At 36.6% G+C, this 15,909-nt stretch carries 14 protein-coding genes; 13 read left to right on the top strand and 1 reads right to left on the bottom strand.

Annotation, left to right across the window (positions count from 1 at the left end; all coding sequences use genetic code 11):
* The first annotated feature begins 240 nt into the window (after window positions 1–240).
* Together ESZ54_RS09085 and ESZ54_RS09080 are read left to right on the top strand one after the other, a co-directional pair.
* Entirely contained in the window at window positions 241–1,041 is an 801-nt protein-coding gene (locus tag ESZ54_RS09085; protein WP_136137355.1) for a DUF2238 domain-containing protein, read from the top strand.
* Between the two features lies 1 nt (window position 1,042).
* Window positions 1,043–1,693, top strand: coding sequence for a DNA alkylation repair protein (locus tag ESZ54_RS09080; protein WP_136137354.1), 651 nt, complete (start codon window positions 1,043–1,045; stop codon window positions 1,691–1,693).
* 48 nt (window positions 1,694–1,741) lie between these two features.
* Here the strand turns inward: ESZ54_RS09080 and ESZ54_RS09075 are convergent, their stop codons facing one another.
* Entirely contained in the window at window positions 1,742–2,515 is a 774-nt protein-coding gene (locus tag ESZ54_RS09075; protein ID WP_136137353.1) for a DeoR/GlpR family DNA-binding transcription regulator, read from the bottom strand.
* Between the two features lie 159 nt (window positions 2,516–2,674).
* Between ESZ54_RS09075 and ESZ54_RS09070 the strand changes: the two genes are divergently transcribed.
* The 11 genes from ESZ54_RS09070 (at window position 2,675) to ESZ54_RS09020 (ending at window position 15,907) form a co-directional block, all read left to right on the top strand.
* On the top strand, window positions 2,675–3,361 hold the full coding sequence (locus tag ESZ54_RS09070; protein WP_136137352.1) for a class II aldolase/adducin family protein: 687 nt from the start codon (window positions 2,675–2,677) through the stop codon (window positions 3,359–3,361).
* Window positions 3,362–3,377: 16 nt separating this feature from the next.
* On the top strand, window positions 3,378–4,850 hold the full coding sequence (locus tag ESZ54_RS09065) for a rhamnulokinase (protein WP_136137351.1): 1,473 nt from the start codon (window positions 3,378–3,380) through the stop codon (window positions 4,848–4,850).
* Window positions 4,850–5,278, top strand: coding sequence for an RbsD/FucU family protein (locus ESZ54_RS09060; RefSeq protein ID WP_136137350.1), 429 nt, complete (start codon window positions 4,850–4,852; stop codon window positions 5,276–5,278). Before ESZ54_RS09065 ends, ESZ54_RS09060 begins: the two co-directional genes overlap by 1 nt.
* Before the next feature lie 18 nt (window positions 5,279–5,296).
* Window positions 5,297–6,799, top strand: a complete 1,503-nt coding sequence (locus ESZ54_RS09055; protein ID WP_136137349.1) for a sugar ABC transporter ATP-binding protein — start codon at window positions 5,297–5,299, stop codon at window positions 6,797–6,799.
* Complete coding sequence (locus ESZ54_RS09050) at window positions 6,800–7,813, top strand: ABC transporter permease (RefSeq protein ID WP_136137348.1); 1,014 nt, start codon at window positions 6,800–6,802, stop codon at window positions 7,811–7,813.
* Between the two features lie 14 nt (window positions 7,814–7,827).
* Entirely contained in the window at window positions 7,828–8,919 is a 1,092-nt protein-coding gene (locus tag ESZ54_RS09045) for an ABC transporter substrate-binding protein (protein WP_136137347.1), read from the top strand.
* Window positions 8,920–8,979: 60 nt separating this feature from the next.
* The gene (locus ESZ54_RS09040; protein ID WP_204249534.1) at window positions 8,980–10,767 is read left to right on the top strand and encodes an L-fucose isomerase; all 1,788 of its coding nucleotides are present in this window, start codon (window positions 8,980–8,982) and stop codon (window positions 10,765–10,767) included.
* Between the two features lie 74 nt (window positions 10,768–10,841).
* Complete coding sequence (locus tag ESZ54_RS09035) at window positions 10,842–12,518, top strand: ribulokinase (RefSeq protein WP_136137346.1); 1,677 nt, start codon at window positions 10,842–10,844, stop codon at window positions 12,516–12,518.
* A gap of 826 nt (window positions 12,519–13,344) precedes the next feature.
* Entirely contained in the window at window positions 13,345–14,034 is a 690-nt protein-coding gene (locus tag ESZ54_RS09030; RefSeq protein ID WP_136137345.1) for a response regulator transcription factor, read from the top strand.
* Window positions 14,024–15,040 (top strand): sensor histidine kinase, encoded by a 1,017-nt coding sequence (locus ESZ54_RS09025; protein ID WP_136137344.1) that lies wholly within the window; start codon window positions 14,024–14,026, stop codon window positions 15,038–15,040. The genes ESZ54_RS09030 and ESZ54_RS09025 overlap by 11 nt, the downstream gene beginning before the upstream one ends.
* Before the next feature lie 108 nt (window positions 15,041–15,148).
* Window positions 15,149–15,907 carry an ABC transporter ATP-binding protein gene (locus ESZ54_RS09020; protein ID WP_204249533.1) on the top strand — a complete coding sequence of 253 codons (759 nt, stop codon included), beginning with the start codon at window positions 15,149–15,151 and terminating at the stop codon, window positions 15,905–15,907.
* Window positions 15,908–15,909: the final 2 nt, after the last annotated feature.

Here is a 15,909-nt window from a genome sequence, read left to right as displayed (position 1 = left end):
ACGCTTACATCATCCTTTAGTGGTGTCTGGATTCTGTAAGCTGAGATTCAGTAATAAGCCCTCCTTGAAAGAAACTAAAAACCAGTTTATTTCAAGGATCGTCTTATTATTCATCTCAAAACGCTTACATCATCCTTTAGTATTGCCTGGAATTGTTAACTGTGTTAGGTTTTAACTATGCTAAAAAATGAACGAATTTAGCAGCAAATGTTTTATAGTGTAGTTAGGAGATTGTTGTTTATGATTAAGAAGAAAAAGTTTCATTTAAGTATTTACTTCCTCCTGAGATTTATTGTCGTTGTGACGATGATTCGTCAGATAATGATTCAAAATTGGAGTAGTGTTTTTATCTGTATTTTAACCTTAATTTTATTTTTCATTCCCAGTATCTTTGAAAGAAGAATGGGAATTACGTTACCTAAGGTTTTAGAAGCAATTATATTACTTTTTATTTTTGCAGCCGAGATTCTTGGGGAGATTATGAATTTTTATGGCACTGTCCCACATTGGGATACAATGTTACATACTGTGAATGGTTTTTTAGCAGCGGCAATCGGTTTTTCGTTAGTGGATATTTTGAATCAAAATAAACGTTTTACTTTTAAACTCTCACCATTGTTTGTTGTACTAGTTGGTTTTTGCTTTTCGATGACAATTGGCGTCATGTGGGAATTTATTGAGTTTGGTGCAGATCAAATTTTGAATTTAGATATGCAAAAAGACCGTGTCGTACAAAAAATTTCAACAGTTGAGCTTGAACCAGAGGGACGAAATATACCAGTTGTGGTAGATAATATCAAGCGAACAGAAATTTATTCACTTGATGAATCGGGGCAAGAAATTATGACCACGATTGATGGTGGTTACCTTGATGTTGGCGTCATTGATACGATGAAAGATTTAATTGTGAACTTTATCGGAGCAATTATCTTTTCTGTTTTTGGCTTCTTTTATTTGAAGAATCGGGAAAAATATAAATTTGCGGGAAAGTTTATTCCGATTAAGAATGATCCTGTATTTATAGAAGAAAAGAGTGAATAAGATGAAGATTGAAACCTTTGTGTTAAGTGGTAAAAAGGAAGATGCAGTGGCGATGTCTGCCTACATGCGCAATCGTTATCCTTTTGTGGGTACCAAAGCACCTGAACGTCGAAAACAAAGCAAAACACTGATTGTGGCAAGTAAACGATTAAGTTTAGCTGAACTTTTTCAAGCTGTTGAGTCATTGTATATGCGTGACGAGCGTGAATATCAAAATGTTGCGATTGAAATGTGTGAAGCTAATGTGAAACGTTTGACGTGGTTTGATCTAAAAGCATATAGTCGCTTTGTTCAAGAAAAAGCATGGTGGGATACAGTAGATGCCTGGCGTAAAGTTTTTGGTCTTTACATTAAAGCTCATCCAGATGAAAAAGAGATCGTCTTCAATCATTTTTATCAACATGAAGATTTTTGGATGCGTCGTGTGTCGATTAATTTACAGTTGATGGAAAAAGAATTAACGAATGTCGAACTATTAACTAAAGCCATTGAATATGATTTGAAGACGGATGAATTTTTTATTCAAAAAGCAATTGGCTGGTCATTACGTCAATATGCAAAAGTTAATCCAGTTTGGGTTGTTGCTTATTGTAAGCAAACTGAGCTAACGCCATTCGCAAAAAAAGAAGCATTAAAACAACTTGATCAATAATCAAATAAAGAACTGAAATCACAATTCGTTGTGTGATTTCAGTTCTTTTTATTTGTCTTCATAAAAACATTCAATTCCTTTTTCTTCAAAAGTTTCAAGATAGGAATCATCAGGTTTTTTATTAGTAATAACATTTGAAAATTTATCAAGATCAGCAACTTTAAAGAAATGAGTTGAATCAAATTTGGTATCGTCGACTAACAAAATTGATTTTTGAGCTGTCTTTAAAAAGTTCTGTTTGATCTGTGCTTGACTGAGGCTTGCTTCATAAACACCTTTTTGGTCGATACCCCGACAAGAAAAAATAGCCAAATCAATATTAAATTGTTCTGTGAAGGATTTAGAAAAATCAGTACCCACGACAGAACTAGAATTTCGTTTGATCTCGCCACCAATTAAAAAGGCTTTTATCGATTCGTCGTTCATATCACTAATGCTTAGTGCGACACGTAATCCATTGGTTAGAATCACAAGATTAGAAACCGTTTCCAATAATGGAATCAATTGTTGCACTGTACTACTTGAGTCGACAAAGATACACATACCATCACCAATGAAGTCTTTGGCAAGTTCGCAAATCATTTTCTTTTCTGGAATTTGATTTGTTTCGCGGTAGTAAAAAGAAGGCTCATTTGTTGAAGCAATATTTAAAACTGATCCCCCTACAACGCGTCTAATGAGTTTTTGATTTTCTAGTTTGATTAAATCTCGGCGTAAAGTTGATGGACTACAATAAAGAATTGATGCAAGTTCATCATTCGAGATTTTTTTTCTTTTTTTCAAAATATTAAGAATATCAGTCATTCTTTCTTCTTGAATCATGTTGGTCCTCCCCTAGTTGTTGAATAAAAATGAAAAATTTTGAAGAATTTTGGCTAATGATGTGACATATTGTTCAAATAATACGTCACATATATGCAAAAGCATAGTTCTATATTATGATGAATTGGAGTTAAAATCAATCGGAAATGAGGAAATAAGATGAATCTCGATGAAATAAAAAATCAAATTTGCGATGTTTGTAATAAAATGTGGCAGAAAGGTTGGGTCGCTGCAAACGACGGAAATGTTTCTGTTCGACTTGAAGACGGTACATTTCTTTGTACACCAACTGGTATTAGTAAAGGATTTATCACTCCAGAAAAATTAATCAGAATTACCAAAGATTATGAAATCATTGAAGCTGAAGAGGGGTATCGTCCTTCTAGTGAAGTGAAGATGCATTTACGAGTGTATCAAGATCGTGATGATGTAAATGGTGTGGTACATGCGCATCCGCCTGTAGCGACAGCTTTCGCATTAGCGAAAATGCCTTTAGATAGTTATTCATTAATTGAAAATTCAATCGCTATCGGATCAATTCCAATTGCACCGTTTGGTATTCCTTCGACAGATGAAGTACCAGAAAGTATCGCAACATTTTTACCTGAGCATGATGTGATTCTGTTAGAAAATCACGGTGCTTTATCAGTTGGTTCAGATGTGATTACAGCCTATTACCGTATGGAAACGCTAGAACTTGTGGCTAATACAGTTTTTCACGCCAGAATGTTGTTAGGTGGTAAAGCGGAGGAAGAAATTGATCGTGATACATTAGATAAATTATTTGCGATGCGTGAAGGTTATAAAGTTACAGGAAAGCATCCTGGTTATAAAAAGTATTCTTAAAAAGGAGGCAGTATGGATGAAATTAAATGTTTTAGCATTTGATTTTGGCGCGTCTTCTGGTCGAGCAATTGTAGGTAAGTTTAATGATTATGATTTGGTAACGGAGGAAGTCCACCGTTTTGAAAATCGTGTGTTAGAAGAAGACGGCACTCTTTATTGGGATATTGACTATTTGCTAGCCAACATTATTGAAGGTATTAAAAAAGCAACCGCAAAATATGAAATTAAAAGTTTAGGCATTGATACTTGGGGTGTTGATTTTGGCATGTTGAATGAACAAGGAGAACTTATTCAAAATCCAGTTCATTATCGTGACAAACGCACACAAGGTAGTGTTGATTATATTTATCCGCGAATTTCAATTGATGAATTGTATCAACGTACGGGTAATCAAATAATGGAAATAAATACATTATTTCAATTGTTGACCGTCAAAATGAAAGAAACAAAGAAATTTAATCAGGTTGCCAAAATTCTTCTAATGCCAGACTTACTTAATTATTTGTTAACAGGTGAGATGCGTGCGGAACAAAGTATTGCTTCAACGACACAACTAATGAATCCACGAAATAAAGAATGGGATACAGACTTGATGCATGTTTTGGGTATTCCTGAGACACTATTTCCTGAACTTGTTCCAGAAGGACATCTCTTAGGAACAGTTAAATCAGCATTAGGTGTCCCACCGATTCAAGTGATTAATGTTTGTGAGCATGACACGGCGAGTGCTGTTCTCAGCGTACCATCAAATCAAAATTTCTTATTTATTTCCTGTGGTACATGGTCATTAGTTGGCACTGAGCTAACAAGTCCAGTGATGACAGAAAAAGCACAAGAGTATAATTTAACAAACGAAAGTGGCAATCAACGCACAACTCGATTCTTAAAAAATTGTACCGGACTTTGGATCATTCAAGAATTAAAGCGTGAATATGAATTAGCAGGCACAACTTATAACTATGAAGAAATCAGTAAAATGAGCGAACTTGCAGAACATTTTAAATGTTTGATTGATACTGATGATGCCAGATTTGGAAAACCAGGCGCTATGAAGCAAAAAATTCAAGACTATGCCACTCAAACAGGGCAATCGATTCCTGAGACCCCGGGAGAATTTTTTCGCTGTGTGTATGAAAGTTTGGCATTTAAATACAAATATACATTTTTTGAAATCACAGATGCTGTCGGTCGTGAGTTTGATACAGTGAATATTGTCGGTGGCGGTTCAAAATCGGCTATTCTTTGTCAAATGGTTGCTAATGCTTCAGGGATGCGTGTTTGTGCTGGACCAGTTGAAGCAACAGCCTTAGGTAATTTAATACAACAACTCATTACCCACGGCGCTTTGGTATCCGTTTACGAAGCGCGCGAATGGATTAAAAAGTTTGCCAATGTGCGCTATTTTTATCCTGAAGAGCGCTATGATTGGGATCAACATTTTTCAAGATATCAACAGTTACTAAATCAAACAAAAGTGGAGGTTTCATGATGTTAAAAAATATACCTAAAAATTTATCTCCAGAACTCGTAAAAGTGCTTTTGGAGATGGGCCACGGTGATGAAATTGTCATCGCAGACGGTAATTATCCAGCAGCATCACATGCAAAACGTTTGGTTCGCTGTGATGGTTTGGGTGTTCCAGAATTACTTAAAAGCATTTTAGAACTTTTACCATTAGATACCTATCAAGAATATGCGATTGGTTTAATGGCAGTTGCACCTGGTGATGATACAGTGCCAGTCATTTGGGAAACGTATCAAACAATTATTGAGGAAGCGGCAACTGAAAATGACAAGATAGAGATGATTGAGCGTCAGGCTTTTTATGAAAAAGGCAAGCAGGCTTATGCAATTGTCGCAACAGGTGAAGAACAAATATATGCCAACATCTTACTTAAAAAAGGTGTTGTGAATTAACAAGGAGGTCAATAACGAATGAGTGAAGCAATTTTAGAAATGAAAGGGATTTCTAAAAGATTTGGTGCCGTTCAAGCGCTTAAGGCGACCAATCTCAACTTGCGTCCAGGCGAAGTTCACGCTCTGATGGGTGAAAATGGAGCGGGTAAATCAACGTTGATGAAAATTCTAACTGGTATTTACGAAAAAGACGAAGGCGAAATTATTTATGATGGTCAACCGGTTGAATTTAAGAGTCCCAAAGAAGCGATGGATGCGGGAATTGTGATTGTTCATCAAGAATTAAATATGATTCAGCACCTAACAGTCGCTCAGAATATATTTATTGGCCGTGAGTCAATGAAAGGTTTCTTTACAGATGATCATGCCATTAATGAGAAAACATGCCAACTTTTCGCAAAATTAAATATGGAAGTCAATCCTAAAGAAAAAGTTGGAAATTTAACAGTAGGTAAAATGCAAATGGTCGAAATTGCCAAAGCGATTTCGATGAACGCTAAAATTGTTGTTTTTGATGAACCAACTGCCGCATTAACGGAAGCTGAAATTAAAGAACTTTTCAAAATAATTGCCGAATTAAAGAAAGAGAATATAGGCATTGTCTATATTTCTCACCGAATGGATGAAATTAAATTAATTACTGACCGGGTAACGGTTATGCGTGACGGCGAATATGTTGGCACACTGGATACTGAAAAATCAACGAAAGACGAAATCATTGATATGATGGTTGGTCGGGTGATTTTTGAAGAACCCAAACAACATTCTGAAGTAGCGCCTGATGCTGAGGTTGTTTTAGCAGTGAAAGATTTGAATTATGGTAAGAAAGTCGTTGACTTAAACTTTGAATTAAAACGCGGTGAAATTCTTGGCGTTTCTGGTTTGATGGGTGCTGGTCGAACCGAGATGGCTCGCTTGATTTTTGGTGCCGATCAAAAGGATTCGGGTGATATTTATGTACATCAACAAAAAGTAGAGATTACGCAACCAAAAGATGCAGTTGAACATGGTATTGGTTATCTTTCTGAAGACCGTAAACAATATGGTGTCATCGTTGGGATGTCAGTTGAAAATAATATTGTTATGACCAATCTGAAAAACTATGTTAAAGGTGGTTTGATTAATGACCAAAAAATTCATCAAACAAGTGATAAATTTATCGATACTTTAGGCATTAAGACACCATCTGGTAAACAATTGATTCGTAACCTTTCAGGTGGAAATCAGCAGAAAGTCGTGATTGCCAAGTGGTTAGAACAAAATAGTGATATTTTAATTTTTGATGAACCAACACGCGGAATTGATGTTGGTGCCAAAAGTGAAATATATGAATTGATGACAGAGTTAACGAAGATGGGTAAATCGATTATTATGATTTCCTCTGAATTAACGGAAATTTTAAGAATGAGTGATCGGATCATGGTGATGTGTGAAGGTCGTAAAACAGGTGAGTTAGATATTTCTGAGGCAACACAAGAAAAAATTCTACACTTTGCCACAATGAGAGAGGCGGTTGTATAAATGGAAAATACATTAGAAAAGAAGGCAGTCACACAGCCAAAAGAAGGTTTACTTTCTAAAATTAAAACAAAAGTTGGCTTACAACAGCTGATAATTTTAATTGTTTTATTTTTAATCTATGGGTTTTTCTCAGCAATGAGTCCAGCCTTTCGTAGTTCATCAACCTTAACAAGTATTTTAGATGCATCATATTACGTTGGTTTCTTGGCGTTAGGTGTCACATTTGTCATCATTACAGGCGGAATTGATTTATCAATTGGAACGAACATGATGTGTGCCGCAATTACTGGTGGTGTGCTATATAATCAATTGCATTTACCATTATGGGTTGCTTTAATCGCAATTTTATCAATGTCAACGTTCTTTGGTTTTATCAATGGTATTTTAGTTGCTAAATTAAGATTACCAGCGTTTATTGCAACATTAGGAACAATGATGATTACACGTGGTCTAAGTTCGATTGTTTCAAATGTCCAGACCGAAACATTTCCACTTCGTGACAGTGCTGATGGCTGGTATAAAAGTTTATTTAGAACAACAGGTAATTTCCCAACAGGGATTATTTTATTAATTGTGATGGCGGTACTCGCAACAATTGTGTTAACAAAAACGAAATTAGGTCGTTACATTTTTGCAGTTGGTAGTAACCGCGAAGCAACACGTCTTTCAGGAATTAATATCGTGCGTGTCGAAGCTGCAACGTATGTGATTGCAGGATTCTTTGCAGGTTTAGCAGCCATTGCTTATGCTGCAACGTATACAACTGTAATGCCTGGTGGCGGAGCTGGATTTGAGTTAGATGCAATTGCCGCTGTTGTCGTAGGTGGTACGTCACTTGCTGGTGGAGTTGGCTCAATTTTAGGAACGGTAATTGGTGTCTTTATCATGACAGTTCTTAAAGTTGGTTTACCATATATTGATTTACAACCACATTACCAAATTTTCATTACTGGTTTTGTCGTGATTTTAGCTGTCTATATTGATATTTATAGAAATAAAAAATTAGTTAAATAGAGGAGAATAAGAGAATGAAGAAAAAAGTATTGAGTTTATTAGCTGTATCAGCACTTGCAACATTAGTTTTAACAGGATGTGGCAGTAAAGAAAAAGAAGAAGCAAGCGGAGAAAAAGGTGGAAATGGCACAGTTGAAGTCGTTGCCAAAGGATTCCAACATGACTTCTGGAAAGCTGTTCAATCAGGCGCTAAAAAAGCGGCTAAAGAAGAAGGCGTGACAATGAACTTTGTTGGACCAAAAGATGAAACCGCTATCGCAGAGCAATTAGAAATGTTAAACAATGCGATCAATAAAAAACCAAGTGCGATTGCACTAGCAGCACTAGATACAGAAGCTGAACTTGATGCGATTGATTCAGCAAAATCGAAAGATATTCCAATTATTGGGTTTGACTCAGGTGTACCAGGTGCTCCTGAAGGTGCGGTTAAAGCAACAGCATCAACAGATAACAAAAAAGCTGGTGCCATTGCAGCTGAAAAATTATACCAAGCAATGGAAGAAAGAGTTGACGGTGAGCCAATGCGTATTGGTGTTGTTTCTCAAGAAGTAAACTCACTATCAATTTCTGAGCGTACAGGCGGTTTTATCGAAAAAATGACAACTTTACTTGAAAGCAATGAAAAAGTTGGTAAAGGTAAAGTTGCTGTAACTGGTCATGATAAATACAAAAACAAAGTTGCTGAAAAAGATGCAGTCGCAATTATTGAATTGCGTGTCCCGGCAGAAGTCACAGATGCAGCTGGTAAAACAGAAGCTTCAGCTTTATTAGAGAAAAAAGATTTAATGGCGATTTACGGTTCAAACGAATATGGTGCAAAATCAATCATTAACGCTGACGAAGGTTTAGGCGGACGTATTGGTTCTGACAAAGATAAAATTTTAGCAGTTGGTTTTGACTCAGGTGCTCTTCAACAAGATGCAATCCGTAACGGTAAATTTTTAGGTTCAGTGACACAAAACCCTGTCAAAATTGGTTATGAAGCAGTTAAATTAGCTGTTCAAGCATCTAAAGGTGAAAAGGTAGCAGATATCGATACAGGTGTAGAATGGTATACAAAAGATAATATCGACGATAAAGATATTCAAGAATTATTATATGACTAATCATTTATAAATAATCAAGCATAAATTATCAATTATAAATTTGAAGGAGCGAACAAGAGAATGGCAATCAATTATCCAAAATTAGGCATTCGACCAGTGATTGATGGACGTCAAGGCGGCGTGCGAGAAAGTTTAGAAGAAAAAACAATGGCAATGGCAGTAGCTGCCAAAGAGCTGATTGAATCATCCTTACATTATGCTGACGGAACACCTGTACAATGTGTGATTGCTGATCGCACAATTGGTGGACGTGGAGATGCTGGTGAAGTAGACAATCAATTTTTAGGTGAAAATATTATCGGTACGCTTTCTGTGACACCAAGTTGGTGTTACGGAACAGAAACACTAGATTTAAATAATCAAACGATTAAAGCAATTTGGGGCTTTAACGGTACAGAACGACCAGGTGCGGTCTATCTTGCTGCTGCAATGGCAGGTTATGCTCAAAAAGGTTATCCAGCTTTTAAAATTTATGGTAAAGAAGTTCAAGAATTAGATGACAATAGCATTCCAGAAGATGTAAAACAAAAAATTCTTTCATTTGCCAAAGGCGTTTTCGCAGTTGGTCAAATGAAAGGTAAATCTTACGTGAACTTAGGCTCATCTTGTATGGGAATCGCAGGTTCGCAAGCGGATAGTCAATTGTTCACAAAATATTTAGGTATGACTTTAGAATATGTGGACATGACAGAAATTCTACGTCGTATTACCTTAGAAATTTATGATCCAAAAGAATATGAAATAGCATTGCAATGGATTAAAGATCACTGTAAAGAAGGACTTGATCCAAATGCGGGTAAAGATTTCCCTGAAATTATTACCAAATCAAAAGTTGTACCTGCCAATGAAGATTGGGAATTTATTGCGAAACAAGCTTTAGTTATTCGCGACATTCTTTTCGGAAACGAAAACTTAAAAGATTTAGGTTGGCATGAAGAAGCGCGCGGACGTAATGCAATTTCTGGTGGTTTCCAAGGACAACGTCAATGGACAGACTGGTTACCGAATGGTGACTTCACTGAAGCTATCATGGCGTCAACATTTGACTGGAGTGGTGCCCGTCCAGTGACAGCTTTTGCGACTGAAAATGACACGTTGAATGCTGTTTCAATGCTCTTCGGAACATTATTAACGAATAAGTCACCAATCTTCTCTGATGTGAGAACATATTGGGGTCCTGAATCAGTTGAACGTGTGACAGGTAAAAAATTAACAGGTAAAGCTGAAAATGGCATCCTTCATTTAATCAATTCAGGTGCTTCAGCACTTGATTGGAGTGGAGCGGTTAAAGATGAAGCAGGCCAGCCAACAATGAAAGCATTCTGGGAAATGACAGATGGCGATATTCAAGCTTGTTTAGATAAAACAGATTGGTGTCGTGCAAACTACGAATATTTCCGTGGTGGTGGATTCTCTTCTCACTTCTATACAGATGTTGAAATGCCTGTCACGATGATTCGTGTCAATATTGTGGATGGCGTTGGGCCAACACTACAAGTGGCAGAAGGTTACACATGTGTCTTAGATGATGACATTCATAATATCTTAGATAAACGTACGGACCGCACATGGCCAACAACTTGGTTTGCACCACGCGTAGGCATGCCAGGGTTTGAAGATGTCTATACCGTAATGGACAATTGGGGCGCTAATCATGGTGCAACTGTCCATGGTCATATTGGGGATGAAGTCTTAACTTTAGCAAGTATGTTAAGAATACCAGTAGCCCTTCACAATATTCCAAAAGAACGTATTTTCCGACCACATGCTTTCACTGGCTTTGGTACAAAAGATCAAGAGTATGTTGATTTTAAAGCCTGCGAAACATTCGGACCACTATATAAATAAAGAATAAAAGAGTAAAGTCTAAGAAATGTTCCCTAGCATTTCTTAGACTTTCTTTCAAATTAAAGGAGAAAAATATGACGAAATATGCAATTGGCTTAGACTATGGCACACTTTCAGTCCGAGGTGTGTTGATCGATACAAAGAAAGGCGAAGTTGTGGCATCTGATACTTTTGCTTATCCACATGGTGTCATTACTGATTATCTGCCAGAAACGACACAAAAATTAGGCACTGATTGGTGTCTGCAACATACTGATGATTATTTGACGGGACTTAAAACAGTCGTTAAAAGTTTGGTGAGGCAAGCAGTTGATGTTGATATCGTTGTTGAAAATATCGAGAGTATTGGTGTTGATTTTACTTGTTGTACCGTACTCCCAGTGGATAAATTAGGGCAACCTATTTTAAAGAAAGAAAGCTATAAAGATCATCCTCATGCGTGGGTTAAGTTGTGGAAACATCATGCGGCACAAAAACAAGCGAATCGTATTAACGAGGTAGCACGTGAACGGCAAGAAGCTTGGTTCCCATATTATGGTGAAGCTATCTCGTCAGAATGGTTGTTTCCTAAATTATTACAGATACTTGAAGAAGATCCAGAGCTTTATCATGAGATGGACCGCTTTATCGAAGCTGGTGATTGGTTAGTTTGGCAATTGACAGGTGAAGAACGTCGTAGTAAATCTTGTGCCGGATATAAAGCAATGTATCAAGAACATTTAGGTGGCTATCCATCAACAGATTATTTTAAAGCTGTTCACCCGGAATTTGAAACAGTCGTGGCTGATAAACTGGCGACTGAAGTCTATGATTTAGGGACAGCTGCAGGCTTTATAACACCAGAATTCGCTCAAGAATTGGGGCTATCTTCAAAAGTTGTCGTGGCAGTTAATAATATTGATGCACATGTTTGTGTTGCTTCAACAGGAGTCGCACAATCAAATACAATGTTAAATATTATTGGCACCTCAAGTTGTGATATTCTTTTATCAAGGGAAACGGATTTAATTAGAGGGACAGCCGGTTTAGTTAAAGATGGTGCTGTTAGAGGCTTTCACGCTTATGAAACAGGACAAAATGCTGTTGGCGATATCTTTAGTTGGTTTGTGGACACACAAGTTCCAGAAGATTATTTTGTCAAAGCTCGTAGTAAAAATATGTCGATTTATCAATACTTAGAAGAGCTGGCAACACCATTAGCTCCAGGTGAGTCAGGTTTAGTAGCCTTAGATTGGTGGAATGGTAGCCGTACCCCGATTATGAATGCAGATTTAACAGGTTTAATTGTTGGGCTGACCTTACAAACAAAACCAGAAGAAATCTATCGTGCTTTAATTGAAGCAACCGCATTTGGAAAACGAATGATTATTGAGAATTTTGAAGAAAATGGTGTTGCGGTCGCTCAACTTGTCTTTTGTGGCGGCTTACCACATAAAAATAAGTTACTTAATCAAATCTATGCCGATGTATTAAAGAAACCAATCGCAATTTCAAATGAGTTAGAAACCGGAGCAAAAGGAGCCGCAATCTTCTCAATCTTAGCGACCGATCCAAGCCTAACCCTACACCAAGTCGCACACGAAATGAAATTAGATGAGTATTTAGAAACCTACAAACATCACGAAAAATCAGCAACAACATACGATAAACTATATGAAATCTACCAAGACCTCGTAAAACTATTCGGCGAAAACCAAAACATCATGCAGAAACTAAAGGTGGCGCAGAAAGCGGTTTGGAGTGAGGAGTAAGCTAAGCGTATGATACTGACGGTTTGTGTCAGAATCAGACGATTAGCTTAATGCTGAACTCCAGCTTTCAGAGCTCCGTGAATAAAGGTGGCGCAGAGCTGAAGGTGATTTTTGGAGCGTTTATGGGTGAACAACAAGATGAGCCTGAGAAAAAATCGGTTTTTGATTTATTACCAGGATGAGCTTGTTGCTGAACCCATGCTCCCAAAATCCTGTAAAACAAGGTGATTTTTGGAGCGTTTAGAGGTGAGTCGCAAGACGAGCTTACGAATAAATTGGTTTTTTATTTAATCGTAAGATTGGCTTGTGACCGAACCTCTGCTCCCAAAATCCCGTTAATCCCAGCTTAGTACCCAATCGAGCTATCAGTCACTCAAATCCAAATCATCTAAAAAAGGCAGACATCAAGTTAGCATTTTTCCAATCCACTGAAGTTCCTAAATTGTCGCGAAATCGGACAAACATCAAGATTTTCCAAGCTCAAAAAGCCGTATAGTAAGAGATGGGGAAGGGCGATGGCCTATTAATCGAGTAACATACAAGTTAAACAAGATATCACGTTGGGGGGATGATGATATCTTGTTTTTTTCTATTTTAAAAACTATATCATGTTCCTAAATTGTCGCGAAATCGGACAAACATCAAGATTTTCCAAGCTCAAAAAGCTGTATAGTAAGAGATGGGGAAGGGCGATGGCCTATTAATCGAGTAACATACAAGTTAAACAAGATATCACGCTGGGGGGATGCGGTATCTTGTTTTTTTAATTTCTATTTTTCTTTGAACTTGGTATAGTTAAATAAAGAAATAGAAATGAGGCGAAGAGATGACGAAGCGAATATTTATTGTCGAAGATGACGCATCAATTGCGCAATCTTTAGAGACTCATTTAACCCAGTGGGGGTTTACATGTCAAATCGTTCAAGATTTCCAAAATGTTGAACAAGAGATGCTTATCTTTGAAGCAGAACTTGTTTTATTAGATATTTATTTACCCTTTTTTAATGGCTTCTATTGGTGTCAAACAATCCGTAAATCATCGGAAGTACCCATTATTTTTTTATCGTCAGCAGATGAAAATATGAATATGGTTATGGCGATGAATATGGGGGCTGATGATTTTATTGCAAAACCTTTTGATTTCTCAGTCTTAATTGCTAAGATTCAAGCACTACTTAGGAGAAGTTATCAGTTTGGGCAGTCTAATTTAGAAACAGTAGGTGACTATCAATTAGATGCTCATGAAAATCAAATACGCAGCTCAGAAGGAACCGTTGATTTAACACCAAACGAAACAAAATTATTGTTATTACTGTTTCAAGGAGCAGGTCAAATTGTCAGTCGCGAAGCACTGATGGCTAAACTCTGGGAAAGTGATGAATTTGTCGATGGTAACACGCTGTCGGTAAATATGACGCGTTTACGTAAAAAATTATCAGTCATTGGTTTGGATAAAGTTATTCAGACAGTGAAAGGTCGAGGTTATTTACTTGAGGTGACGCAAAATGAAGACTGAAAGTAAAATATGTTTTGTCTGGCGCTATTTGAAAGACCAAAAGATGCTGTATATTCTTTTTATCTTAATTTGGTTTGTTTTATTTTTAACGATTTACTTGTATAAGTTGCCCATTGCTTTGTTAATGGATGCTTGTCTTTTCACGAGTACAATTTTAGTTGGATGGTCATTTTATGATGGAATTAAATTGTATCATGAACATCAAAAATTGTTGTTTCTCTTACATCAAAAAAGTTATTATTTTGATCAAGTGTCACAATTACCACAACCAGGAAAATTACTAGTACAAGATTATCAGCAATTATTCTTAGAAGCTGTTGCGGATAAGGAAAAAATGCGCACGGAATTGACTCAGCAAAATCAATATTTATTTGATTACTATAGTATGTGGACTCATCAAATTAAAACACCTTTAGCTGCACTGGATTTATTAGTTCAAAATCAATCTGAGACACAATTGACAACGCAAATGAAAAATGAAATTTTTAAGGTAGATGACTATTTAGGGATGATGTTACATTATTTAAAATTGAATCATGTTGAAACAGATTTTGTGATTACGCGAGTTAACCTTGGAGAAGTCGTGAAAAGTGTGATTCGGAAATATGCAACCTTTTTTATTCAAAAAAATTTAAGTGTTAAAATTGAACCCTTTGAAAAAGAAGTGATAACAGATGAGAAGTGGCTTACTTTTATGTTGGAACAAATTATTTTTAATAGTATTAAGTACACACAAAAGGGCGGTGTAAGCGTTCGTTTAGTGGGTGAGCGGTTGAGCATTGAGGATACAGGAATTGGGATTTTAGCACAAGACTTACCGCGAATTTTTGAAAAAGGTTATACAGGATTTAATGGTCGTGAAGATAAAAAAGCAACAGGTTTAGGACTCCATCTGTGTCAGGAGATTGGTTGTAAATTAGATCTAAGTTTGACCGCCTTTTCTGAAGTAGGCAAAGGAACTAAAATCCAAATTGATTTTAGTCAAACCAAATATCGAGATGAGTAAATAATGGCAATCTTACATTTTTGTAAGGTTGCTTTTTTGATTGTAAGTAGGCATTTTTATTTTTGTTAGGTATCATTAAGTTATCAAAAAACAACTGGAGCGATGACAATGAAACGTTTAGAAGTTAATAATATAAAGAAAACTTATCACACTCGTTTGGGTGGTACATCAGTTGATGCCTTAAAAGAAATTACTTTTTCGGTTGAACCTGGCGAATATGTTGCAATTATGGGTGAATCTGGTTCAGGAAAAAGTACCTTGCTTAATCTTTTAGCAACGCTTGATCAACCGACATCAGGTTCGATTAAACTGAATGGACAAGATTTAAATCAAGTCAAAGAACAAGATGCTGCGATTTTCCGTCGTAATCATCTAGGTTTTGTCTTCCAAGATTTTAACTTATTAGATAATTTTTCAGTTAAAGATAATATCTTCTTACCACTTGTTTTGGCTAAAAAGCCATTAGTAGAGATGGAAAAAAGATTAGACGCATTAGCACCAAAACTAGGTTTAGTTGAATTACTTGAAAAATATCCATATGAAATTTCAGGTGGGCAACAACAAAGAGTCGCAGCTGCCCGCGCGATTATCACAGAACCGGAACTTATCTTAGCTGACGAACCAACGGGAGCTTTAGACTCCAAAACTTCAGCACAACTTTTGGCTTTATTCCAGCAACTAAATCAAGAAGGTCAAACGATTTTAATGGTAACTCACAGTACGGTTGCTGCAAGTCATGCGAATCGCGTTCTATTCATTAAAGATGGTCAAGTTTTTAATCAACTATACCGTGGTAATCAAACCAATGAGCAATTTTTAACGACAATTTCTGAGACTATGACAGTCTTATTAACAGAGGAGCGATAAGC

The sequence above is a fragment of the Vagococcus silagei genome, from assembly GCF_004795745.1.
GTDB classification, from domain to species: domain Bacteria; phylum Bacillota; class Bacilli; order Lactobacillales; family Vagococcaceae; genus Vagococcus; species Vagococcus silagei.
The sequence above is the reverse complement of the archived record's forward strand: the minus strand, read 5'-3'. Positions and strand labels throughout refer to the sequence as shown.